23 protein-coding genes and 1 tRNA gene are annotated in these 21857 nt (G+C 62.9%); 14 read left to right on the top strand and 10 right to left on the bottom strand.

Annotation, left to right across the window (positions count from 1 at the left end; genetic code table 11):
• The first annotated feature begins 43 nt into the window (after window positions 1–43).
• Genes JHL16_RS01980 through JHL16_RS01965 form a run of 4 tightly spaced genes read left to right on the top strand, consistent with a single transcriptional unit; the run spans window position 44 to window position 4980 of the window.
• Window positions 44–1243: a M20/M25/M40 family metallo-hydrolase gene (locus JHL16_RS01980; protein ID WP_200183231.1), complete on the top strand. Its 1200-nt coding sequence runs from the start codon at window positions 44–46 to the stop codon at window positions 1241–1243.
• The gene (locus tag JHL16_RS01975) at window positions 1240–2871 is read left to right on the top strand and encodes a 5-guanidino-2-oxopentanoate decarboxylase (protein ID WP_200183230.1); all 1632 of its coding nucleotides are present in this window, start codon (window positions 1240–1242) and stop codon (window positions 2869–2871) included. Before JHL16_RS01980 ends, JHL16_RS01975 begins: the two co-directional genes overlap by 4 nt.
• The gene (locus tag JHL16_RS01970; protein WP_200183229.1) at window positions 2868–4184 is read left to right on the top strand and encodes an FAD-linked oxidase C-terminal domain-containing protein; all 1317 of its coding nucleotides are present in this window, start codon (window positions 2868–2870) and stop codon (window positions 4182–4184) included. The genes JHL16_RS01975 and JHL16_RS01970 overlap by 4 nt, the downstream gene beginning before the upstream one ends.
• 34 nt (window positions 4185–4218) lie before the next feature.
• A complete protein-coding gene (locus tag JHL16_RS01965; protein ID WP_200183228.1) occupies window positions 4219–4980 on the top strand; it encodes a competence/damage-inducible protein A in 762 nt (253 codons plus the stop codon).
• Here JHL16_RS01965 and JHL16_RS01960 read toward each other — a convergent pair.
• Together JHL16_RS01960 and JHL16_RS01955 are read right to left on the bottom strand one after the other, a co-directional pair.
• Complete coding sequence (locus tag JHL16_RS01960) at window positions 4946–6010, bottom strand: glycosyltransferase family 4 protein (RefSeq protein WP_200183227.1); 1065 nt, start codon at window positions 6008–6010, stop codon at window positions 4946–4948. The two genes, JHL16_RS01965 and JHL16_RS01960, sit on opposite strands and share 35 nt — an antisense overlap.
• Window positions 5967–6791, bottom strand: a complete 825-nt coding sequence (locus tag JHL16_RS01955; RefSeq protein ID WP_200183226.1) for a UDP-2,3-diacylglucosamine diphosphatase — start codon at window positions 6789–6791, stop codon at window positions 5967–5969. The genes JHL16_RS01960 and JHL16_RS01955 overlap by 44 nt, the downstream gene beginning before the upstream one ends.
• A gap of 123 nt (window positions 6792–6914) precedes the next feature.
• Between JHL16_RS01955 and gpt the strand changes: the two genes are divergently transcribed.
• The 5 genes from gpt (at window position 6915) to JHL16_RS01930 (ending at window position 11305) form a co-directional block, all read left to right on the top strand.
• The gene (gene gpt / locus JHL16_RS01950) at window positions 6915–7412 is read left to right on the top strand and encodes a xanthine phosphoribosyltransferase (protein ID WP_200183225.1); all 498 of its coding nucleotides are present in this window, start codon (window positions 6915–6917) and stop codon (window positions 7410–7412) included.
• A 160-nt stretch (window positions 7413–7572) separates the two neighbouring features.
• Window positions 7573–8301 carry an outer membrane protein gene (locus JHL16_RS01945; protein ID WP_200183224.1) on the top strand — a complete coding sequence of 243 codons (729 nt, stop codon included), beginning with the start codon at window positions 7573–7575 and terminating at the stop codon, window positions 8299–8301.
• A gap of 275 nt (window positions 8302–8576) precedes the next feature.
• Window positions 8577–9314 (top strand): outer membrane protein, encoded by a 738-nt coding sequence (locus tag JHL16_RS01940; protein ID WP_200183223.1) that lies wholly within the window; start codon window positions 8577–8579, stop codon window positions 9312–9314.
• Window positions 9315–9533: 219 nt separating this feature from the next.
• On the top strand, window positions 9534–10271 hold the full coding sequence (locus JHL16_RS01935; RefSeq protein WP_200183222.1) for an outer membrane protein: 738 nt from the start codon (window positions 9534–9536) through the stop codon (window positions 10269–10271).
• Window positions 10272–10582: 311 nt separating this feature from the next.
• Window positions 10583–11305, top strand: coding sequence for an outer membrane protein (locus JHL16_RS01930; protein WP_200183221.1), 723 nt, complete (start codon window positions 10583–10585; stop codon window positions 11303–11305).
• A 289-nt stretch (window positions 11306–11594) separates the two neighbouring features.
• Here the strand turns inward: JHL16_RS01930 and JHL16_RS01925 are convergent.
• Together JHL16_RS01925 and JHL16_RS01920 are read right to left on the bottom strand one after the other, a co-directional pair.
• Window positions 11595–11680: transfer RNA gene (locus tag JHL16_RS01925), tRNA-Leu, on the bottom strand.
• 60 nt (window positions 11681–11740) lie between these two features.
• Window positions 11741–13120 carry an MATE family efflux transporter gene (locus tag JHL16_RS01920; protein ID WP_420884514.1) on the bottom strand — a complete coding sequence of 460 codons (1380 nt, stop codon included), beginning with the start codon at window positions 13118–13120 and terminating at the stop codon, window positions 11741–11743.
• Between the two features lie 178 nt (window positions 13121–13298).
• On the opposite strand from JHL16_RS01920, the gene JHL16_RS01915 reads away from it, so the two are divergent.
• The gene (locus tag JHL16_RS01915) at window positions 13299–14609 is read left to right on the top strand and encodes an aspartate aminotransferase family protein (RefSeq protein ID WP_200183219.1); all 1311 of its coding nucleotides are present in this window, start codon (window positions 13299–13301) and stop codon (window positions 14607–14609) included.
• Entirely contained in the window at window positions 14606–15079 is a 474-nt protein-coding gene (locus JHL16_RS01910) for an HIT family protein (protein ID WP_200183218.1), read from the top strand. Before JHL16_RS01915 ends, JHL16_RS01910 begins: the two co-directional genes overlap by 4 nt.
• Here JHL16_RS01910 and JHL16_RS01905 read toward each other — a convergent pair whose 3' ends face one another.
• Together JHL16_RS01905 and JHL16_RS01900 are read right to left on the bottom strand one after the other, a co-directional pair.
• Entirely contained in the window at window positions 15080–15793 is a 714-nt protein-coding gene (locus tag JHL16_RS01905; protein WP_200183217.1) for a 2OG-Fe(II) oxygenase, read from the bottom strand.
• On the bottom strand, window positions 15790–16338 hold the full coding sequence (locus JHL16_RS01900) for a methylated-DNA--[protein]-cysteine S-methyltransferase (RefSeq protein ID WP_200183216.1): 549 nt from the start codon (window positions 16336–16338) through the stop codon (window positions 15790–15792). The genes JHL16_RS01905 and JHL16_RS01900 overlap by 4 nt, the downstream gene beginning before the upstream one ends.
• A gap of 274 nt (window positions 16339–16612) precedes the next feature.
• On the opposite strand from JHL16_RS01900, the gene JHL16_RS01895 reads away from it, so the two are divergent.
• Window positions 16613–18013 (top strand): aminotransferase, encoded by a 1401-nt coding sequence (locus tag JHL16_RS01895; RefSeq protein ID WP_200183215.1) that lies wholly within the window; start codon window positions 16613–16615, stop codon window positions 18011–18013.
• 196 nt (window positions 18014–18209) lie between these two features.
• Here JHL16_RS01895 and JHL16_RS01890 read toward each other — a convergent pair whose 3' ends face one another.
• From JHL16_RS01890 to JHL16_RS01880, 3 genes are read right to left on the bottom strand one after another with little or no spacing between them, the layout of a single operon-like run.
• On the bottom strand, window positions 18210–18743 hold the full coding sequence (locus JHL16_RS01890; RefSeq protein WP_200183214.1) for a GNAT family N-acetyltransferase: 534 nt from the start codon (window positions 18741–18743) through the stop codon (window positions 18210–18212).
• Window positions 18740–19954 carry a winged helix-turn-helix domain-containing protein gene (locus tag JHL16_RS01885; protein WP_200183213.1) on the bottom strand — a complete coding sequence of 405 codons (1215 nt, stop codon included), beginning with the start codon at window positions 19952–19954 and terminating at the stop codon, window positions 18740–18742. Before JHL16_RS01885 ends, JHL16_RS01890 begins: the two co-directional genes overlap by 4 nt.
• Entirely contained in the window at window positions 19951–20430 is a 480-nt protein-coding gene (locus JHL16_RS01880) for a GNAT family N-acetyltransferase (protein WP_200183212.1), read from the bottom strand. Before JHL16_RS01880 ends, JHL16_RS01885 begins: the two co-directional genes overlap by 4 nt.
• A gap of 75 nt (window positions 20431–20505) precedes the next feature.
• Between JHL16_RS01880 and JHL16_RS35195 the strand changes: the two genes are divergently transcribed.
• Window positions 20506–20631, top strand: coding sequence for a hypothetical protein (locus JHL16_RS35195; protein ID WP_281435971.1), 126 nt, complete (start codon window positions 20506–20508; stop codon window positions 20629–20631).
• An 18-nt stretch (window positions 20632–20649) separates the two neighbouring features.
• On the opposite strand, the gene JHL16_RS01875 is transcribed toward JHL16_RS35195, so the two are convergent.
• Window positions 20650–20895 carry a zinc-finger domain-containing protein gene (locus tag JHL16_RS01875; RefSeq protein ID WP_200183211.1) on the bottom strand — a complete coding sequence of 82 codons (246 nt, stop codon included), beginning with the start codon at window positions 20893–20895 and terminating at the stop codon, window positions 20650–20652.
• A 195-nt stretch (window positions 20896–21090) separates the two neighbouring features.
• Between JHL16_RS01875 and JHL16_RS01870 the strand changes: the two genes are divergently transcribed.
• A complete protein-coding gene (locus JHL16_RS01870) occupies window positions 21091–21843 on the top strand; it encodes an alpha/beta fold hydrolase (RefSeq protein ID WP_200183210.1) in 753 nt (250 codons plus the stop codon).
• Window positions 21844–21857: the final 14 nt, after the last annotated feature.

Genomic DNA, 21857 nt, shown 5'->3' with positions numbered 1-21857 from the left:
GCCTTGCACGCGGATCACAATACATTTTCAGAGGAGTAAGCACGTGGGTGCAGTTGCCAAGGGCCAGACCATCGATGCGGTGATCGATCAGGAACGCCTTATCGCCGCATGCCGGGATGTGGTGCGCATCGAAAGCCTGACGGGCGGCGAGGCGAAGGTCGCGCGATATGTGGCCGATCTTATGACGGCGCTGGAATTCGACAAGGTCGAGATCGACGCCAATGGCAATGTCATCGGCATCATGCAAGGCACGGGCGAGGCGCCATCCGTCATGCTGAACGGCCATCTCGATCATGTGCCGGTGGGCGCCATGGTCGATCCTTTTTCAGCGGTGCTGGTCGATGCCGCGCGCTGGGGCGAAGGGGGGCAGGCGATCTATGGCCGCGGCTCCTGTGACATGAAATGCAATGTTGTCGCCGGCATCTTTGCCGTCGCGGCGCTCAAGCAGGCGGGCTTCGCTCCGGGCGGTGACGTCATCATCGTCGCCGATGTCGAGGAGGAAACGGATTCTCCCAAGGGCGTCAAATCGGTCGTGCAACGGGGCCTTCGCGCCGATTACGGTATATCTGTCGAGGCGACATGCGGCGATGTCTATCTGGGACATCGCGGCAAGGTCGAGTTCGATGTGAGGATATTCGGCCGCACGGCGCATGCCTCCGAGCCCTCCAACGGCATCAGCGCAATCTATGAAGCAATGCCGTTCATCACGGCGATCAGGACCTATGAACAGTCACTGGGCAACGATCCGCTGCTCGGCGCCGCCACCGTGGCGATCACCGGGCTGCATTCGTCGCCGGACAACGGCACGGCGGTCATCCCCGATCTGGTGCGCATGCGGGTCGACCGGCGGTACGTGCGGGGCGAGGGGCCGGATGTATGCCTCGCCGAGATCCGCGGCCTCCTCGTCAAATGTTATGGCGAGAGCGAGGGCAAGAGCTGGACGATCGAGCTCAGCAACCACTACCCGCTCATGTTCACACCCGAGACGAGCCCGATCGCTCAAGCTGCCGTGCAGGCGGTTCAAGATGTGACTGGCCGCACGCCACGCATTGCCGCCTGGCGTTTCGGCGTCAACGGCACTTTCATGACCGAGGCCCGCATTCCGACCATCGGCATCGGGCCCGGCAACGAGATCTGGGCGCATACGCCCGAGGAGCATATCGGCACAAGCGACATCATCGCGGCGACACGCGCCATCGCCCGGGCGGTGGCCGTGATAACCCAAGCGCAGGTGAAAGCATGACCGGCACTCAGCCCACCACCACTGCCGACGCCATCCTGCGGCTCATGGAGAGCTATGGGATCGACACCATCTTCTCGATCCCCGGCGTGCATACGGTTGACTTCTATCGCTCGCTGCCCGAGCGCCGGATCCGCCATGTCACGCCGCGCCATGAGCAGGGTGCCGCCTTCATGGCCTATGGCTATGCCTTCGCCACCGGGCGCCCGGCCTGCTGCATGCTGATCACCGGGCCTGGCCTTCTCAATGCGGCGACCGGCATCGCCGAGGCCTATTCCGATTCCATGCCGATGTTCGTCATCGCCGCGAACAATCTCAGGGCTGAGCTCGGTGTCGGCCGAGGCGCGCTGCACGAGACGAAGTCGCAAGCGGCGGTCCAGGAGCAGATCGCCGCTTTCACCCACACGCTGCTCGACACAGCCAATGTGACCGAGGTGTTCCACCGCGCCATGTCGATGATGCATGTGGGGCGGCCACGACCGGTGATCCTTGAAGTCCCTCGCGATCTCCTCTCGGCGACGACCGACAGGCCGGGTCCCGACGTCCCCGATATCCATCGTCCGGCGCCCGATCCCGAAGGCATCCGCAAGGCCGCAGCGCTGCTTGCCAAAGCAAAGTCGCCCTTGATCATCGCCGGCGGCGGCGCGCGTAGTGCCGCGCCTCAAGTGTTGGCGCTGGCCGAGCGCCTCGCTATTCCGGTTGTGACCACCAATACCGGCAAGGGCATCCTCGCCGAAAGCCATCCCTTGTCCTTGGGCTCGAGCCTGCCTTTCACGCCCGTGCAGGAGGCCATCGCCAAAGCCGATGTCGTCCTGGCTGTGGGCACCGAGCTCGGCGAGACCGACCTGCTTTATACCGGCAAGGCCTACCGGATCGCGGGCAAGCTGATCCGCATCGACATTGATCCGCGCCAGCTCACGATGAATTTCCTGCCGGCGCTGGCGCTGCTTTCCGATGCCGGTGCGGCGCTGCGCGCTCTGCTGGCCGAGGAGATCGCGCCTGCTGCCGCATCACTTAAGAAAGAACGTCACGCCATTGTCGGCGGATTGAAGGCCCAATTGACGGAAGGCTGGTCGGCGGAATCAGCGCACCACAAGCAGGTGCTCACCATGCTGGCGCAGGTGCTCGATACCGATGCGCTGATCTGCGCCGACTCGACCCAGCTCGCTTACACCGGCAATCACTTCTTTCCGTCCCGCCGGCCGGGCGGGTGGTTGTTTCCCAATGGCTATGGCACGCTCGGTTCCGCCATGCCGGCCGCCATTGGTGCCAAGATCGGATGCCCCGACAGGCAAGTCGTGGCGATCGTCGGCGATGGCAGCTTCCTCTACTCGATCGAGGAACTGACGACCGCCGTCGAGAACCGGCTGGGCCTGCCGATCATCCTGTGGAACAACCGCGCTTATGGCGAAATCCGCGACGCGATGGTCGCCGCGAGCATCCCGACGGTGGGCGTCGATCTCTACACGCCGGACTTCACCACCATCGCTCAAGGCTTCGGCTGCCGGGCGCTCAAGGCGCAATCGCTCGAGGAAGTGGCAGAGGAAGTACGTCAGTCTTTCGGGCGCGCGCAACCCACTCTGATCCAGATCGACACCGACGGTCCTCTGTTTGCCGGGCCGCGGCCGTGAAGATTGAATCAGCGCTGGCGGACATCGTCGGGGCGACGCATGTTTTCGATCTCACGGTGCGGCCCGGCTCGACAGAGGAGGTCGCGCGCTGTCTGGCGCTGTTGAGCCATGAGAAGATGCCGGTAGTGACTGTGGGTGGGCGGACCGGGCTAGTCGATGCGACGCGCGCCGAGGACGGACAGGTAACATTGTCGACCGAGCGCCTTACCGGTCTTCATCCCGTCGATGTCGAGCGACGGCAAGTGTTGTGCGGGGCCGGCGCCAAGCTCGAGGCCGTGCAGGACTGGGCCGGCCGGAAGGGCTTGCGTTTCGGCGTCGATCTCGGCGCGCGTGGCTCCTGCACCATTGGCGGTAATGTGGCGACCAATGCCGGCGGCAGCCGGGTGCTGCGTTACGGGATGATGCGGCAGAATATCGCCGGCCTCGAAGTGGTTCTGGCCGACGGCACGGTCCTTAGTGATCTGCGCGGACTGCCGAAGAACAATGCCGGCTACGATCTCAAGCAGATATTCGTCGGATCGGAAGGAACGCTCGGTGTGGTCACGCAGGCGCTCCTGCAGCTGGCGCCTTCACCGGGTGCCAGCGCCAGCGCGCTTTTGGCGTTTGCAAGCTTCGATGCCGCGATGAAGGCTGCCGACACCTTGCGATCGCGTTATGCCCAAGTACTCTCCGCCGTCGAGATCATGTGGCGGAGCTATTATGCCCGCACGGCGCGGGCGCTCCTGAAAGACGCGCCCTTGCCGGTGTCCGATGAGCATCCGATCTATCTTCTGGTACAGATCGAGGCCGGCGAGGAAACAAACGATCTGCTTCTGGCCGCCCTTGAAGCTCTCGATGGGGTGGCGGATGGCGCGGTCGCCCAGACGGCCGCACAGGAAGCGGCACTCTGGGCCATCCGCGATGCCTCCGAGATCATCGAGCACTCTCATCCGCGCGTATTGTCCTTCGATGTCAGCTTGCGGCCTGGCGACTTCGCGCAGTATCTCGTCAAGGTCGAGGTAGCATTGGCGCGGCTTCCGAATCCCTCGACGCTCTACAGCTTCGGCCATCTGTGCGATGGGAATGTCCACTTCATGATCGGCTACGAGCCGTCCGGCGGGCAGGGAGATGAAGCCATCGAGCACTGCGTCTATGGTCCGCTTGCCGATGTCCAACCGTCCTCGATTTCAGCCGAACATGGGATCGGGCGTGAAAAAATGCATCACCTCTGGCGATCGCGCGATGCGGCCGAGATTGACGTCATGAACCGGCTGCGCCGTGCCCTCGATCCCGCCGGAATCCTCAACCCGCATATCCGCTTCGAGGCCCTTTGACAGAGACATCCGGCGATGGCACAGCTACGCCGTCATGGCACAGCATGCTCCCACCGCCGCCGTCCTCCTGATCGGGGATGAAATCCTCTCCGGCCGCACCAAGGACAAGAATCTCGGCTTCATCGCCGATTACCTGACCGTGCTCGGCATCGATCTCAAGGAGGCGCGCGTCGTCGCCGATATCGAGGACGAGATCGTCGCGGCGCTGAATGCGCTGCGGGTGCGTTACACCTATGTCTTTACCACCGGCGGCATCGGACCGACCCATGACGACATCACCGCCGATGCGGTGGCGAAGGCCTTCGGTGTGCCGATCGATCATCATCCGGAAGCGGTCGAGATCCTGCTCGGCCATTTCAAGGAAATCGGGCGCGAGCCGAACGAGGCGCGGATGCGCATGGCGCGAACGCCGAAAGGCGCCAGCCTCATCGCCAATCCGGTATCGAAGGCGCCAGGCTTCCAGATCGGCAATGTCTTCGTGATGGCCGGCATCCCCAAGGTGATGAACGCGATGATGGAGGAAGTGGCGCCCAGGCTCGAGCGCGGCGCGCCGGTCCTGTCGCAGACCATCACCATCCAGGGCGGCGAGGGCGATGTGGCGAAGCCACTCAAGGACATCCAGGAGCGCTCGCCCGAAGTCATCATCGGCTCATACCCGTTCGAAAGCCCGCAAGGCTTCGCCACCAATCTCGTTTTGCGCTCGCGCGATCAGTCGGCTCTCGCCACCGCGATGAACGAAGTGCGTCAGATGGCGGTCGAGCTCACCCGGAACGGGAAGGTGCGAGGCTGGTCGTGATGCCATTGGCCGCGCGCCCGGATGACCCGGGGATCGGCTTCAGGCTTTCTTCGAAGATCTGAGCGGTGCGCTCCCAGGTGAAAGCCTGGGCGCCGTCATGGACCTTGCCGCGGTCGAGCGCGAGGGCGCGCAGGATCGCGAGCTTCAGATGTTTGTCCACCACCCCGGTCACGCCGTCGGCGACCACGTCGATCGGGCTCGGCACGTCGAAGGCGGCGACCGGCGTGCCCGATGCCATGGCCTCGAGCATCACGAGGCCGAATGTGTCGGTGAGGCTCGGAAAGACGAAGACATCGGCCGACGCCATCAGGCGGGCGAGATCCTGATCGAAGCGGAAGCCCAGAAAGACCGCATCGGGAAAACGCTTCTCGAGATCGGCCCGCTGCGGGCCATCACCGACGAGCAGCTTGGTGCCGGGCAGATCGAGGCTCAGAAACGCCTCGATGTTCTTCTCCGGTGCAATCCGGCCGGCATGCAGCATGATCGGGCGCGGGTAGTCGAGCGCCGCGCGCTTGCCCGGCGTGAACAGCGTGTGGTCGACGCCCCGCGTCCAGACTTTGAGATTGGTGAAGGCGCGGCGCTCGAGATCCTCGGCGACGCTGCGGGTCGGCACCAGCACGCATTGGCTGGGCTTGTGAAAATCGCGCAGCATCGACCACGAGGCGGAGACGAGACCGGGTATCGGCACGCGCAAAGCGAGATAGTCGGCGAAGCGGGTATGGAAGCCGGACGTGAAGGGGATGTTCGCGCGCCGGCAGAACCGCCGCGCCGCCCAGCCGAGCGGGCCTTCGGTGGCGATATAGATCGCATCGGGAGAAAGCGATCTGATCTCGCGGCCAAGCACGCGGGACGGCGTGAGCGCCAGCCGGATTTCGGGATAGTAGGGCATCGGCACGGTGCGCCGGCCTTCCGGCGACAGGACATGGACCTGATGCCCGCGTTTCTGCAGCTCGGCGGTGACCGCGCGCAGCGTGCGCACGACGCCGTTAACTTGCGGGGACCAGGCGTCCGTTACGATGACTATCCGCATGGGCGTTCTCCAGAAGCAGGGTGTCACGCAGCTTCGCCCATTCGATGATCTCGAACCGGCCGTCATAATGCTCGATGAGGGCGGTGCAGCTTTCGACCCAGTCGCCGTCATTGAGATAATGGATGTCGTCGATCATGCGGTTGTCGGGCGTGTGGATATGGCCGCAGATGACGCCTTGGGCGCCGCGCTGGCGGGCCTCGCGCACCACCGCATCCTCGAAATGCGAGATGAATTCGACCGCCTTCTTGACCTTGTTCTTGAGATAGGCGGAGAGCGACCAATAAGGCAGGCGGAACAGGCGGCGGCCGCGATTGACCGCGCCGTTGATCATCATCGACAGCTCATAGGCGCGGTCGCCGAGCCGGGCGAGCCAGGGGGCGTAGCGCACCACGCCGTCATATTTGTCGCCATGCAGCACCAGATAGCGCTTGCCGTTGGCGGCATGGTGGATGGCGTCCTCGAGCACCGCCACCCGGCCCATGCGCAGATTCTTGAAGTCGCGGAACTTGTCGTCGTGATTGCCGGGGATATAGATGACCTTGGTGCCTTTTCGCGCCTTGCGCAGGATCTTCTGGATCAGGTCGTTATGGAGCTGGTCCCAGAACCAGGCCTTTTCCAGGGCCCAGTTGTCGACCAGGTCGCCGACGATATAGAGCCAGTCCGACTCGGTGACCCTAAGGAAGTCGAGCAGATAGCGGGTCTGCGCCCGTTTTGTCCCCATATGGACATCGGAGATGAAAATGGCGCGGTAGCGGGTCGTGGGTCTCGTCAGTGCGTTCATTGGCCAAACTGCCCGGTTTATGGCGCCCTTAGGCCTGACTCCCGTGAAGGTATCATGACAGCCATCCCCGATTGCGCCGGCCCGGGCGGCGCGGCATAAGACAAGCAAAATGGGGAGTTCGTCATGGACGAGAAGTGGCAGAAGAGTTTTCCGGTCTCCTGGGACCAGTTCCATAGGGATGCCCGGGCCCTGGCCTGGCGGCTGCATGGGGAAGGGCCGTTTTCAGCCGTGGTTGCGATCACCAGGGGCGGGCTGGTGCCGGCGGCCGTGGTGGCGCGCGAGCTTGGCATCCGGATCATCGAAACGGTCTGCGTCGCTTCCTATGATTATGAGAAGCAGGGCGAGCTCCAGGTCCTCAAGGGGGTGGGGGAGGCCGTCGCCGGTTCCGATGGCGGCAAACATGTCCTCATCGTCGACGACCTGGTCGATACCGGCGCCACGGCGCGGGCGGTCCGGGCGATGCTGCCCCACGCCCATTTCGCCACCGTCTATGCCAAGCCGGAAGGCCGGCCGCTGGTCGATACTTTCGTGACGGAAGTGAGCCAGGACACCTGGATCTATCTGCCCTGGGACATGGGGCTCGCTTTCACGCCGCCGATTCGTGACGGCGCCAAAGTATAAATCTACCCTGCGTAAAATTCTGAATTTACGGAACTTTAACTGCATTCTTGTGGCAGTTATGTCACAGGGAAAGAGCAAAATGTGTTGGCAAGCAAACTAGCTATTGCTCCGCCAAGTGAGTGCCTCTCTAATGCGGTCATCGAAAAATTGAGGGGCTTCCATGCTTAAGAAACTACTCCTTGCCAGCGCTGCTTCGGTTCTCATGATGGGCGCGGCTCAAGCCGCCGACGTCGAAGCGCCGCCGGCTGTTTATGACTGGACGGGTGGCTATATCGGTATCCAGGGCGGCTATGCCTGGGGCAAGACCGATGCCGAAACCGACATCGACCCGGAATTCACCGCGATCGACTCGCTCGATGTCGACGACTTCAAGGCCAATGGCTTCCTCGGCGGCGCCCATGTCGGCTACCTGCTGCAGTCCGACAGCTTCGTCTACGGTGTCGAAGCTGACATCGAATATGCCGACCTGAATGACGAAGTCGATATCGTGTTCGACGGCGGCGGCGACGGTGGTACGGGCGAGAAGGACATCGACTGGCTGGGCTCGCTGCGTCTGCGCGCTGGTATCGCCGCGGATCGGGCGCTGTTCTACGCAACGGGCGGTCTGGCCGTCGGTGGCGTGAGCCTCGAGACCGATCTGAGCGAAGATGCGCTCGATGCGGGCCTGACCAACGACGACTATGACAAGACCAAGTGGGGCTGGACCCTCGGCGCCGGCGTCGAATATGCCGTGACCGACGCGCTGAGCGCTCGCATCGAATATCGCTACACCGATCTCGGAAAGTCCGACGTGCGTGTCGAAACCGAGGATGGCTTCGGGGTCGATGGCGAGACCGACAACGACTTCCATGCGGTGCGCGCCGGCCTGAGCTGGCACTTCAACCAGTAAGCCTGCATTCGCAGATCAGAGACAGGGGCCGCTGCGAAGCGGCCCTTTTTCTTTGTGCCCGCCGATTCGGCGCGGGGTCATCGAGCCTGAGCATTCCTCAGCGTAAAATCCTGTAACGGGACATATCGCGCGGAATTGCACGCAATTTGTGAGCAAAGTGTGTGGCTTTTGTGCTACAGGCACGGACAAAGATGTGTCCTGCCTTTAGGTAACTGATTGATCTCGGCTGCAAGCAGACGTCTAATCATCCCCGGACGGCATTGGAGGGGACTTGCATGCTTAAGAACCTGCTCTTCGCCGGCACTGCCTCAGTGCTGATGATCGGAACCGCCCAGGCCGCGGATATCATCGAACCCGCCGCCTATGACTGGACCGGCGCCTATGTCGGTCTTCAGGCCGGCTATGCCTGGGGCAATAACGATGTGAGTCCCGATGTGGAGCCGCTGCAGCCCGCCATCGGCGCGCTCGACGCCATCACCCTGGATCCGCCCGATGACGGCGATATCGACATCGACGGTTTCGTCGGCGGCGCCCATCTGGGTTATAATTTTCAAGCCGACAGCCTCGTCTTCGGTCTCGAAGGCGACATCGAATATGCCGATCTTTCCGGCGATACCGATATCTTCTTCTCATCCGACGACGAAGAGCCGATCGGGGAGGCCGAGCAGAATATCGACTGGCTCGGATCGCTCAGGCTGCGACTCGGCTACGCGATGGATCGCGCGCTCATCTATGGGACCGGTGGTCTGGCCGTCGGGGGCGTGGACATGAAGGTCAAGATCGATGAGACCGGCAGCGAAAGCGAGAGCGAAACGGCTTGGGGCTGGACGATCGGCGGCGGCCTCGAATATGCCTTTACCGACGATCTGAGCGCCCGCATCGAATACCGCTATACGAATCTCGGCAAGACGGAAGTGTCCACCGACGATCTCGACCTTCCGGGCGACTTCGAATTCGACAACACCTTCCATGCCGTCCGGGTCGGCCTGAGCTGGCACTTCAACAGCCTGTAATCGGGGAAGCTCCTCCATCCCGAAGGGAAGGGCCGCCATCGTGCGGCCTTTCGCCTGTTTTCAGGCGGTAACGGCCGTCAAGGAGATTACGTAAAGTCAGAATTATGTAGCTTTTATGCGACAGTCGGTGGCAAAAATGTGCCCTCCCTCTGGGTAATTGTTGAAGTCACCCGCAAGCAGACGTTTAATCTCTCTCAGATTGTACTGGAGGGGATTTGCATGCTTAAGAATATACTCTTCGCCGGCACTGCCTCAGTGCTGATGATCGGAACGGCCCAGGCCGCCGATATCATCGAACCCGCCGCTTATGACTGGACCGGGCCCTATATCGGTCTCCAGGCCGGCTATGCCTGGGGAAATAACGACGTAAGTCCCGATATTGAAGAGATAACGACCGAGCCGCAGGCGCTGGACGCGGTCATCCTCAGCCCGCCCGAGGACGGCGATATCGACATCGACGGCTTCGTCGGCGGCGCGCATGCGGGCTACAATTTTCAAGCTGACAGCCTTGTCTTCGGCCTCGAAGGCGACATCGAATATGCCGATCTCTCAGGCGACACCGACGTCTTCTTCGATTCTGATGACGAGGAGCCGATCGGCGAGGCGGAGCAGAATATCGACTGGCTCGGATCGCTCCGGTTGCGGCTTGGTTTTGCGATGGACCGCGCCCTCATCTACGGGACCGGCGGTCTGGCTGTCGGCGGTGTCGACGTCAAAGTCTCGCTCGACGGAGTCGGCAACGAAAGCGAGAGCGAAACGGCCTGGGGCTGGACGGTCGGCGGCGGCCTCGAATATGCCTTCACCGACGATCTGAGCGCCCGGATCGAATATCGCTACACCGATCTCGGCAATACGGATGTTTCGATCGACGATCTCGGTTTTTCGGGTGATGTCGATTTCGAGCACACGTTCCACGCCGTGCGCGCCGGCCTGAGCTGGCATTTCAACAGCCTGTAAAACTGCACGTTGCATTTTCGAGCCACGGGGCCGTCGTGAGACGGCCCTTCGTTTTTGCGCCGGCAGATTCGCCAGCGTGGCTGTTCGTACAGGGTTTCCTGGATATTAATTACGCAAAGTTATGTCCGCCGCCATGGCCGGCTCGATAACCTGAGATTGGACCGGACGGCAATCACAGGATGAAAAATGCCTGCCGGATGTGTCGTTGGCGCAACACCCCAATAATAATCTGGAGTGAGTTCCGGCAAGTGTATTGACCCGGAAGGCGCGGGGTTTCAGAAGGACAACGCAGCCATTCCTTTGGGGGACATATGTTCAAGAAAGTACTTCTCGCCGGCGCCGCTTCGACGCTGATGATTGCCGCCGCGCAAGCCGCCGACGTCGACGCGCCTGCCGCCTATGACTGGACCGGTGCCTATATCGGTATCCAGGGCGGTTATGGCTGGGGCGATTCGGATGTGAATATCGATGCCGCCGACGGCAGCGGCCCGGAAGGCCCGGGCGGCGGCGACAACGAGATCATAGTCGATGCCCGTGAAGGCAATATCGAAACCGACGGCTTCATCGGCGGCGTGCATCTCGGCTACAACTACCAGGCTGACATGCTGGTTCTCGGCGTCGAGGGTGACATCGAATTCTCCGACATCAGCGGCGATGCCGACATCCGTCAGGAAGAGGACAGCCCGGTCATCGGCGAAGCGACCAAGGATATCGACTGGCTCGGCTCGCTGCGCCTGCGCACCGGCGTGGCCTTCGACCGCGCCCTCGTCTACGCGACGGGCGGTCTCGCGGTCGGCGGCGTCAAGCTCGAATCGGAGGCGCCGAACGCCAATGAATCGGAAAAGGACACTGCCTGGGGCTGGACGATCGGCGGCGGTCTCGAATATGCGCTCACCGACGACGTCAGCGCCAAGATCGAATACCGCTATACCGATCTCGAAGACATCGAGCTCGAGAATGCGCTCGGCAAGGCCAAGGCCGACAACGACTTCCACGCCGTACGCGTCGGCCTCAGCTGGCACTTCGGCATCTGATACAGCAGCACTGTAAAACTCGAGAAGGGCCGCATTCGCGCGGCCCTTTTTCTTTGGCGGAGCGAGCGCAGCGAACTCGCGTGAGATCACGAACCCGCAGGGTTCGTAAGGGCGACCGCCCGCCGGCCGAAGCGGCCGCCCCATCGGAGCCTGTGAGCGAAGCGAACTGGCGCGAGATCACGAGAATGAAATCGAACCCGCAGGGTTCGCAAGGGCGACCGCCCGCCGGCCGAAGCGGCCGCCCCATCGGAGCCTGTGAGCGAAGCGAACTGGCGCGAGATCTCGAGAATGGTGCCCCCTCCCGGGGTCGAACCGGGACGCCTTGTGGGCTCAGGATTTTAAGTCCTGTGCGTCTACCAATTCCGCCAAGGGGGCTTGCGCTGCCGCCGCCCTTGTAAAGCATCAGGCCGGAAGCTGGGAAGGGCTTTTCGGCCGTTACAGGAGAGGGCGGACCAAACCCAGCCGCTCGCGGTTGAGCCAGCGATGCACCATCAGCACCGAGACGGCGGCGAGGCCGGAGGCGAGGCCCACCCAGACGCCGATGCCGCCGAGAGAGGTGTATTGCGACAGGAAGTAGCTCAAAGGCAGGCCGATGCCCCAATAGCCGATCGCGGCGTACCACATCGGCACCCGCGTATCGTGAAGGCCGCGCAGCATGCCGCCGGCCAATACCTGGGCGGCATCGACGAGCTGGAATATCGCGGCGACGATAAGGAAGACGGTCGCGAGCTTGAGCACCGGCAGGTGGCTCGGCTCGTGGATGTCGAGGAAGATGCCGATCAGCGGTGTCGGGATGGTGATCATCGCCGTGGCGGTCAGCACCATGAAGCTGGTGCCGAGAATGAAAGCGCTCCAGCCGGCCCGCGTGACGCCCAGCGCGTCGCCGGCGCCATAAGCGAGGCCGACACGCACGGTCGCCGCCTGGGCGATGCCGAGCGGCGTCATGAAAGCCAGGGTGACGACCTGGATCGCCACCGCATGGGCGGCAAGCTCCGCCTCGCCGAGCCAGCCCATCAGGAAGGCGGCGGCGTTGAAGATGGTCGTCTCGAAGGCGACGATGGCGCCGATCGGCAGGCCGAGGAGCCAGATGGCTTTCAGTTTCGACCAGTCGGCTTTCCAGAGACGGCCGAAGACGTGATAACGGCGGAAACGCCGGTCGATCACGATGACGGCGGCGAGGCTCAAGAACATGCACAGCATGGCGAAGGCGCTGGCGATGCCCGACCCCATGATGCCGAGCGTCGGGAAGCCCCAATTGCCGAAGATCAGCAGCCAGTTGCCGAGCGCATTGAGGAGGATGGCGGCGATCGACATCACCAGCGCCCAGCCCGGACGTTCGAGCGCCGAGATGAAGGAGCGCAGCACGACGAAGCCGAGGAAAGGCGGCATGGCCCAGAGCAAAGCGCGCAGATATTTGCCGGCTTCCTCGACCAGCGCAGGCTCCTGGCCGATGGCGGCAAGAAAGCCCTGGCCATGCCAGAGGAGGAACATCGCCGGGATGGAAATGAGCACTGCCGTCCACAGGCCCTGACGGACGATCCGGCGCGTCTCGCGCATGTCATGCGCGCGGTTGCCTTTTTCGCGCGCCACCATGGGGGCGACGGCGCTGACCAGCCCGAAGGCGAAGAACGCAAAAGAATGATAGATATTGACCGCCAGCGAGCTCGCCGCCAAAGCCTGGGCGCCGAGCCTGCCGATGAAGATCACATCGGTGACGATCATCGCGGCCTGGGCAAAGTTGGTGAGAACCAGCGGCCAGGCCAGTTGCAGTGTCGCGACGTAACTGTCTTTCCACGAAACCGGTGCGCTGCCCATTTCGCCGGGCGAAGCATCTTGAAGGCTGATCGGATCTGAGTGGACGGTCGACATTGCCGGGCCAACCTATCCATTTCCGCGGGGCTTAGCCATCCCGGCGTTGCGCTTTCCAAGCATTGCAGAAGCGAACGGGCTCGGGCATGCTTCGCCGTCGCCTGATCTCGTGAGGAAAGCCCGCATGAATGCGCCTCTTGTCGATGATATCACTGCCGCGCTTGCCGACGCTTCGGCGCGTTTCCTGGCGGCGCGGCCGAAGACCGTCGCGCTGCATGAGGCGGCCAAGGCGGTCATGCCGGGGGGCAATACCCGCACCGTGCTGTTCACGCCACCTGTGCCAATTCGGGTCGCCAAGGCGGAAGGCGCGCATGTCACAGATGTCGACGGCTTCACTTATGTCGACCTTCTCGGTGAATATTCGGCCGGGCTCTATGGGCATTCGCATCCGCGTATAGGGCGGGCGGTCGGCGATGCCTTGGCGATGGGCCTCAATCTCGGTGCCCATCACGCCGGCGAAGTGCGGCTCGCCGAAGCGGTGACGCGGCGCTTCGATCTCGATCTCGTGCGCTTCACCAATTCCGGCACCGAGGCCAATATGATGGCGCTGGCCGCGGCGCGCGCCTTCACCGGACGCCAGAAGATCATGGGCATCAAGGCCGGCTATCACGGCGGCACGCTTTATTTCGGCGCCGGCGGGGCGGCGGTGAACGCACCTTTCGACGTCGTGCTGGCGCCGTTCAACGATATCACGGCGACGCGCAAGCTCATCACCGAGCATGGACCGGCGCTCGCCGCCCTGATCATCGAGCCGATGCTCGGCAGCGGCGGCTGCCTGCCGGCGGATCGCGCTTATCTCGAGATGCTGCGCGAGGAGACGCGCAAACACGGAATCATCCTCATCTTCGACGAGGTGATGACGTCCAGGCTCGCGCCCAAGGGCTTGAGCCACGCGCTCGGCATCACGCCCGATCTCAAGACACTCGGCAAATATATTGGCGGCGGCATGTCCTTCGGCGCCTTTGGCGGTAGGCGCGACATCATGGAGCAGTTCGATCCGACGCGGGCGAATTTCCTGCCCCATGCCGGGACCTTCAACAACAACACGCTCACCATGACGGTCGGCTTTGCCGCGCTCGACGAGATCTTCACGCCCGCCGCCTGTCTCGACCTCAACCGGCGCGGCGACCGCTTGCGCGAACGGATCAATGATCTCTTCATGCGCTATCAGGTGGCGGTGCAGGCGAAGGGCATCGGCTCGCTCATCAACATCCATCCGCTCGCCGGTGAGATCAACGCGCCCGAGGCGACAGCCAAGGCCGACCCGCGGCTGCGCCAGCTGCTGTATCTCGATCTCCTGGAGGAGGGCTATTACATCGCCGGACGCGGCTACATGGCATTGTCGCTGGTGGTGAGCGATGAACATTGCGACGGCTTCCTGGCGGCGCTCGACAAGGTCGTCACCAAGCGCCGGCATCTGCTGACGCCCCGATGAGCGAGGGCTGCATCATCTGCCGGAAAGAGGCGGGGGATGGGCATCTTCATCGCCTCGAGGTCTGGCGCGACGATCTCTGGCGCCTCACCGTTTCGCTCGATGCGGAGGTGCCGGGCTTCGCCTATCTCGAGCCTTTGCGCCATATCCCCACCATTGCCGATCTCGATGGACCGGAAGCGGCGAGCTTCGGCGCGGTGATGGCCAAGGCATCTCAGGCGCTCAAGGAAGCGACGGAGGCGGGCATCGTCTATGTCTATATTTTCGGCGACGGCGTACCGCATCTGCATGTCCATCTGGCGCCGCACAAGGACGGTGATGCTCTCAACAGCCAGATGATCCGCGGCGAGATCGTCTCCGAGAAGATGCCGGACGGCTTCGAGCGTTTTTACAGTCCGGAATTTCCGGCGCTGCCGGAGACAGATCAGCGCCGCGTCGCGGACGCGGTGCGGGGGCGGCTGGCCGCTTCCTGATCACTCCGCGTCATGAAAGATGATGCCGAGCGTATGCCGGCGTCCTGAGCGCAGCCGGCTGACGCCGTGACGCAGATTGACCCGGTACACGCCGCGCGTGCCGTGCACCGGGCGGTGATGCACCGGGAAGACCACGCCGTCGCCCTGGCGCAGCGGCACCACCTCGGCGCGCGACTGCATGCGCGGGCGCTGCTCGGTCAGCACGAACTCGCCGCCGGTGAAATCGCGGCCGGGCTCCGACAGGAGAATGGCGACCTGCAGCGGAAACACATGCGCGCCATAAATATCCTGGTGCAGGCAGTTGTAATCGCCTTCGCCATATTGCAGCAGAAGCGGGGTAGGGCGTTTCTGTCCGGCCTTGTGGCAGCGCGCGATGAAAGCCGCGTGTTCTTCCGGAAAACGGATCGCTTCGCCGAGCGCCTCGTTCCAGCGATTGGCGATGCCGGCCAGCGTCGGATAGAGGCTGGTGCGCAAAGAGGCGACGAGATCCGGCAAGGGATAGGCGAAATATTTGTATTCGCCGCGCCCGAAACCGTGCCGGCTCATGATGATGTGGCTGCGGAACGGGCCGCTCTCCGGATAGGTGGCGGCGAGCTTGGCGCAATCCTCGGGACGCAGCAGCCCCGAGAGGACTGCTGCGCCATGCGTATCGAGCTCCTTGGCGATGACCGACCAGTCGCGCTGAGCCTTGCTGACGGGGAGGGCGTCGGTCATATCGCACCCTCCCGCTCGAGCAGCATGCGCTTGCGATGCACGCCCCAGCGATAGCCGGAGATCGAGCCGTCCTTGCGCAGGATGCGATGGCAGGGGACCGCCACTGCAATCCGGTTCATGGCGCAGGCCTCGCCGACCTCGCGCGCCATGCCCTTTTTGCCAATCGCTTCTGCTAGTGCCGAATAGCTCATGGTCTTGCCGGCGGTGAGCGCGCGCAGGCCCTGCCAGACCGCGACTTCGAAATCGCTGCCTCTCAGGTCGAGCGTCAACTCGACCGGCTTGTGCGGCGCTTCGATCAACGCCACGACGGCTGCGATGTCCTCAGGCCTTCCCATCTCGACTTCCTGCGCCTCGGGAAAATCGCGGCGCAGGTCCTTGGCGAGCCTGTCGCGATCGCTGCCGATCAGCACGGCGCAGATGCCTTTGGCGCTTCTTGCCACCAGAACCTGGCCGAGAGTCGAACGGCCGAAGGCGTAGGAGATGGTGTCATCGGCGGCGAGGGAGGTCACCTCGGCCGGTGTTGATGTGATTGCGTTCAAGGTCATGACGAATACTCCTTGTTGTCTGCGTTCTATCTGGGCGAGGGAGCTCGTCATATCCACCCGAAACCGGACTCTTCCGCGGATCGTGATAATCCGTATACAGATTAAATGGTGGAAACGGCATATCTATGCCATTGCGTCAACTCGTTGTCTCGCAACTGCACAGACACCGGCTTGGCGACGCAGAGGGGCCTGGGCTACACTTCACGAGACAGGGGAACCGCCCTTTGTCGCGCTTTCATATTGAATGAACGTTCAGTCAAATTAGAGGGAAATCATGCTTCATCAGGCTAGCAACCGCTTCAATCCGGAGGATCTCTGGAAAAAGGACCACGATCATTTCCTGCATCCCTACACACATTTCGACAGTTTCAAGGAAGAGGGCTCGCTCGTCCTGGTCGAAGGTGAGGGCTGCTATGTGAAAGACGCCGAAGGGCGGCGTTATTTTGACGGCATCGGCGGCATGTGGTGCGTCAATGTCGGCTACGGGCGCAAGGAGATCGCCCAGGTGATGGCCGAGCAGGCGCTGCAGCTCTGTTACACGACGACCTTCGTCGACGTCACCAATGCGCCCGCCGCCGAGCTCGCGGCCAAGCTCGCGTCGCTCGCGCCCAAAGGCCTCAACCATGTCGCCTTCGCGACGTCCGGCTCCTGCGGCATCGATACGGCGATAAGGCTCGCGCATTATTACCAGTCGCGCCGCGGTGCTTCGGAACGAAAATACATCATCTCGCGCAAGAACTCCTATCATGGCTCGACCTATCTCGGCATGACGGTGGGCCTGCGCGACGGCGATCAGTCGCCGCATTTCCGCTATGTGCCGGATCTCGTCCATCATCTCTCGGCACCCTATCCCTATCGCCGACCGGACGGCATGAGCATCGAGGAATTCAGCGATTTCCTGGTCGAGGAGTTCCGCCAGAAGATCGAAAGCCTGGGGGCGGAAAACATCGCCGCCTTCATCGCCGAGCCGGCGCAGGCCTCGGGCGGCGTCACCATGCCGCCGCCCAATTACCTGCCGCGCATGAGCAAGCTCTGCCGCGACAACGGCATCCTGTTCATCGCCGACGAGGTCGTGACGGCCTTTGGACGGCTCGGCCACATGTTTGCGTCGGAAGCCGAATTCGGCATCGTCCCCGACATCATCGTCACGGCGAAAGGCCTCACCTCCGGCTATATTCCGCTGTCGGCGGTGCTGTTCTCGGACAAGGTGCATGAGGTGATCAGCGCGCCCGACGGCGATGCCTGGTTCACCCATGGCTACACCTATTCGGGGCATCCGATCGCCTGCGCGGTGGGGCTCAAGAATATCGAAATCATCGAGCGTGAGGACCTGCTCGGCAATGCGGCGCGTGTCGGCGATTATCTCGAGCAGCGCCTGGCCGGCCTCGGCTCATTGCCGATCGTCGGTGATGTGCGCGGCCGCCGCCTCATGATGTGCGTCGAATATGTCGCCGATCAGAAGACGAAGGCGAAGCTGCCCGACGAGGTGAACATCTCCAAGCGCATCTCGAACGAATGCGAGGCGCATGGCCTGTTCGTGCGCCCGATCGGCCATCTCGACGTGCTGTCGCCGCCGCTCATCATGACGAAGCAGGAGGTCGACTTCGTCGCCGACACGCTGGGCGCCGCCATCCGAAAGGTGACGGACGAGCTGGTGCGCGAAAAGGTGATCTGACGGCGCGCTCGCAATGATCCCCTCTCCCCCTGCGGGGGAGAGGGTTAGGGTGAGGGGGAACCGGCAGAACGATCCTGATGCGATGCCAGGGCGATTTTTGTCTGTTCCCCCTTACCCTCCCGATGCTTCGCATCGGGCCCCTCCCTCTCCCCCGTTGGGGGCGAGGGTAGCAGAGCATCCGCTTTGGGCTCTGACCTCAACTCAGCAGAAGCACATCCTCCGGCCCGTCCTCCTCGTCGATCTGGACGCCGATCTTACGGGCGCCGAGCTTGGCGGCGAGGCCTTGCGAGGCGGCATTGTCGGGGGCGATCGAAAAGATGAAATGCCGGGCGCCTTGCGCCTTTGCCCAGGCCATCAAGGCGCGCACGGCTTCCTCGACATAACCCTGGCGGCGATAGGTCTCGAAGATCGTATAGCCGAATTCGGCGCAGGCCTCGCGACCGGCCATCTCGTGATGCGCCGGCGCTTCGTGAAAATTGATATAGCCCACAGCCTCGCCGGTTGCCCGCAAGGCGATGGCGCGCACCGCCCAGGGCCGATAGTCCGGCTCATCGAGAAGCTGCGGCAGGCGACGGCGCGCCAGAGGCGCGACCTCGATCCAGTCATTGGGAAGCTTCAGATGCAGCAACCGTGCCGCCTCGGCGATATCGCCCGCTTCGGTGGCCATGAGGGCGGCATAGGGAATGAGCCTGAGGATGAGCCTGTCGGTCAGGATGTCGTCGTCGATCATGAGCGCTTCAGAGCCTGGCGCAAAGGTTTGGCGAGGGCGCCGCGCTGGCTCGCTTCGACATCGACGAGGCCCAGCCATGTCGCCATGCGGCGCAATTCGGGGGCGGCGGCCTCGGCCGTCTGCACGGCATCGATGCCGTCCTCGCCATGCGCGGAGTTCACCCGTAACAGGCCGGCCTGGCGGTCGGCCTTCAGGCAGAAGCGGGCGGTGAGACGGTCACCTTCCAGGAAGGGCAGCACGTAATAACCGTAAACGCGTTTGGGCTCGGGAGTATAGATCTCGATCCGGTAATGAAAATCGAACAGGCGCTCGGCCCGCGAGCGCTCCCAGACGAGCGGATCGAAAGGCGAGAGCAGGGTATTGGCGCCGGCCTTGCGCGGCGACCCCGTATCGCGATGGCGATAGGCCTTGATGCTCCAGCCGTCGACTTTCACCGGCACCAGCGTGCCATCCTCGATGAGCGACGGCATCGCCGTCTTGAAGCCATCGACCGGCAGGCGGAAATAGTCGCGCAGATCCGCTTCGCTCGCGACACCCATCGCTTGCGCCGAAAGATCGATCAGCCGGCGCATCGCCTCGTTCTCGGGCACGCCCGGCGCGTTCAGCGTTTCGGCCGGCAGCACGCGTTCGGGCAGATCATAGAGGCGCTCGAAGACACGGCGCGTCGCCGCCGTCACCTCGCCGGTATGGAAGAGATATTCGAGCGCGATCTTGCCTTTGCCCCAGCCCCACCAATTGCCGGAACGTCCGCCCGGATCGGGAAGGTCGCTCACCGCGGTCGGGCCGTTGACTTTCACGAAGTCGCGCACCTCATCGACATAGGCTTTCTGGTCGCGGGCGAATTTCTCCAGATAGCGGTGAGCACCCTTGTGATTGAGGGCGCGCTCCATCTTCCAGCGGAATAGGGGATAAAGCTCGAGCGGCAGGAAGCTCGCCTCATGCGCCCAATATTCGAAGAAGCGGCGCTTGCGCTTGCCGAAGGTGCGTTGGTCGAGCGTGTCGTGGCTGTAATGGCCGGTGCGCGCGAAAACGGGCAGATAATGCGAGCGCACCAGCACGTTGACACTATCGATCTGCAAAAGGTTCATGCGCTGCACTGCCTGCTCGATGCGGGTCCAGTTGGCGGTGCCTTCGCGCTTCGGCTTGCCGAAACCTTGCGCGACGAGGGCCAGGCGACGCGCCTGGATGTTGGACAGCGCGTCGTTCTTCATGTCAGGCCCTTGCGCATATTGATGAGGAGATCGTCGAAGCCGAGAGCACGGTAGAGATCATGGGCGCCCTGGTTGGCGGCGAGCACGGTGATGCGCAGATCATCGCGCCCGGCATCACGGGCGCGTCTTTCGCAATCGGCGAGCAGGAGTTTGCCGATGCCGCGCCGGCGCGCCTCCTTCGCCACCACCAGATCGATGATATAGGCGTAGTCATAAGCGACCTCATCGCCGGTGCCATCCTCGGCCGAGCGGGTGAGGATCACCGCATAACCCAAGGCCGCGCCATTCTCCTCGGCGATCAGGATGACGCCTTCGTCCTCGGCGCATTTCTTCTTGAGCAGATCGACATACCAGACGCCCATCTGGGCCACGGGCTTCATGCGGTCATAGAGAATGACCTCGCTCGCCTGCAGCTCGCGAATCAAGCCGACCAGATTTTCCTGGTCGCTTTCCCGATATTCCCTGATCTCGATCATGCGCGCGACCGTGCCGTTTCCGCCGTTTCGAATCAAGCTGGACAATGGCAAGGCGCACTGTCAGTTTGCGGCAGCATGTTCACGTCGCGCCGCCTCATCGTCCTTCTTGCTCTGACGCTGCTGACCGGCTGCGCGGTCTGCGCGCCGGGCAAGGGCAAGCTCGACCAGGATATGGTCGCGAAGACGTCCGCGTCTCAGTAACTTCGGAGATAGTGCCGCTCAGGCAGCCTTGTCGGTCCACGAGGCGTTGGCCGGACGCGATTCCGTCGCGGCTAGGCTCGGATTGTACTTATAGAGCGTCGAGCAATAGGGGCAGACGGTTTCCTTGTCGGCGCCCATGTCGATGAAGATATGCGGATGGTCATGGGGCGGCTTGGCGCCGATGCACATGAATTCCTTGGTGCCGATCTCGATCGCCGGCACGCCGTCGCTGTTCTGAAAATGCGGTGTTGAGCCCGACGCCATGATGCATCCCTGATGGTCGCTGTGTTATCGAGCCTTACCACAAAGATCTAATCGTTCCGATTCGATCTTTGTGGATAAAAGGCTCGACATATTAAAGTGGAGCGCTTCCCTATCGCCAAAGTCGAACAACTTTGGCGGGAAGCGCTCTAGGGCGCGAATAGCATATGTTGCGTCAGCCGCAAAGCATGAGGTCCGATGCCAAGTTTCCGTTCCGACATCGTCGATATCGCTTATGAAGTGACAGGCGAGGGGCCGCCGGTCCTGCTCATCCATGGCTTCGCCTCAAATGCCCGGGTCAACTGGATCGATACCGGCTGGGTCAAGGCGCTGACCGGGGCCGGCTACCAGACGATCACCTTCGACAATCGCGGCCATGGCGAGAGCGGCAAGCTCTATGATCCGGAAGCCTATCCCGCCCCCGAAATGGCGGAGGACGCCCGCCGGCTCCTCGACCATCTGGGCCTCTCCCAGGTCCGGGTCATGGGTTATTCGATGGGCGCGCGCATCGCCGCCTTTCTCACCCTCAATCATCCCGAGCGGGTGAGCGCGGCGGTCTTTTCCGGCCTGGCCGACAACATGATCCGCGGCGTTGGTGGTGCCGAGCCCATTGCCCAAGCCCTGGAAGCCGCCTCCATCGACAGTATTGAGGATCCTTCCGCCAAGGTATTCCGCGTCTTCGCCGAGCAGACCAAAGGCGATCTCAAGGCGCTGGCTGCCTGCATGCGGTCGGGCCGCCAGAAGATCACGGCGGCCGAGCTCGGCCGGATCGCGGTGCCGGCGCTGGTCGTGGCGGGTGACATGGACGACATCGCCGGCAAGGTGGAGCCGCTGGTCGCCGCCATTCCCGGCGCCAGGGGCGTGACGCTGGCCAGGCGTAACCACATGAACGCAGTGGGCGACCGGCAGCATAAGGATGAAGTCATTAACTTCCTGAATTCAATAGCTTAGGCTGGTATTCTTAA

Source organism: Taklimakanibacter albus (genome assembly GCF_016595235.1).
Lineage (GTDB): Bacteria > Pseudomonadota > Alphaproteobacteria > Rhizobiales > Aestuariivirgaceae > Taklimakanibacter > Taklimakanibacter albus.
This window is presented reverse-complemented; position numbering and strand designations above follow the sequence as displayed.

Coding starts and splice junctions, on each gene's coding strand:
- JHL16_RS01975 (WP_200183230.1), top strand. CDS start 1,240: ATGACCGGCACTCAGCCCACCACCACTGCCGACGCCATCCTGCGGCTC.
- JHL16_RS01965 (WP_200183228.1), top strand. CDS start 4,219: ATGGCACAGCATGCTCCCACCGCCGCCGTCCTCCTGATCGGGGATGAA.
- JHL16_RS01960 (WP_200183227.1), bottom strand. CDS start 6,010: ATGCGGATAGTCATCGTAACGGACGCCTGGTCCCCGCAAGTTAACGGC.
- JHL16_RS01955 (WP_200183226.1), bottom strand. CDS start 6,791: ATGAACGCACTGACGAGACCCACGACCCGCTACCGCGCCATTTTCATC.
- gpt (WP_200183225.1), top strand. CDS start 6,915: ATGGACGAGAAGTGGCAGAAGAGTTTTCCGGTCTCCTGGGACCAGTTC.
- JHL16_RS01945 (WP_200183224.1), top strand. CDS start 7,573: ATGCTTAAGAAACTACTCCTTGCCAGCGCTGCTTCGGTTCTCATGATG.
- JHL16_RS01940 (WP_200183223.1), top strand. CDS start 8,577: ATGCTTAAGAACCTGCTCTTCGCCGGCACTGCCTCAGTGCTGATGATC.
- JHL16_RS01935 (WP_200183222.1), top strand. CDS start 9,534: ATGCTTAAGAATATACTCTTCGCCGGCACTGCCTCAGTGCTGATGATC.
- JHL16_RS01930 (WP_200183221.1), top strand. CDS start 10,583: ATGTTCAAGAAAGTACTTCTCGCCGGCGCCGCTTCGACGCTGATGATT.
- JHL16_RS01920 (WP_420884514.1), bottom strand. CDS start 13,120: ATGGGCAGCGCACCGGTTTCGTGGAAAGACAGTTACGTCGCGACACTG.
- JHL16_RS01915 (WP_200183219.1), top strand. CDS start 13,299: ATGAATGCGCCTCTTGTCGATGATATCACTGCCGCGCTTGCCGACGCT.
- JHL16_RS01910 (WP_200183218.1), top strand. CDS start 14,606: ATGAGCGAGGGCTGCATCATCTGCCGGAAAGAGGCGGGGGATGGGCAT.
- JHL16_RS01905 (WP_200183217.1), bottom strand. CDS start 15,793: ATGACCGACGCCCTCCCCGTCAGCAAGGCTCAGCGCGACTGGTCGGTC.
- JHL16_RS01900 (WP_200183216.1), bottom strand. CDS start 16,338: ATGACCTTGAACGCAATCACATCAACACCGGCCGAGGTGACCTCCCTC.
- JHL16_RS01895 (WP_200183215.1), top strand. CDS start 16,613: ATGCTTCATCAGGCTAGCAACCGCTTCAATCCGGAGGATCTCTGGAAA.
- JHL16_RS01890 (WP_200183214.1), bottom strand. CDS start 18,743: ATGATCGACGACGACATCCTGACCGACAGGCTCATCCTCAGGCTCATT.
- JHL16_RS01885 (WP_200183213.1), bottom strand. CDS start 19,954: ATGAAGAACGACGCGCTGTCCAACATCCAGGCGCGTCGCCTGGCCCTC.
- JHL16_RS01880 (WP_200183212.1), bottom strand. CDS start 20,430: ATGATCGAGATCAGGGAATATCGGGAAAGCGACCAGGAAAATCTGGTC.
- JHL16_RS35195 (WP_281435971.1), top strand. CDS start 20,506: ATGTTCACGTCGCGCCGCCTCATCGTCCTTCTTGCTCTGACGCTGCTG.
- JHL16_RS01875 (WP_200183211.1), bottom strand. CDS start 20,895: ATGGCGTCGGGCTCAACACCGCATTTTCAGAACAGCGACGGCGTGCCG.
- JHL16_RS01870 (WP_200183210.1), top strand. CDS start 21,091: ATGCCAAGTTTCCGTTCCGACATCGTCGATATCGCTTATGAAGTGACA.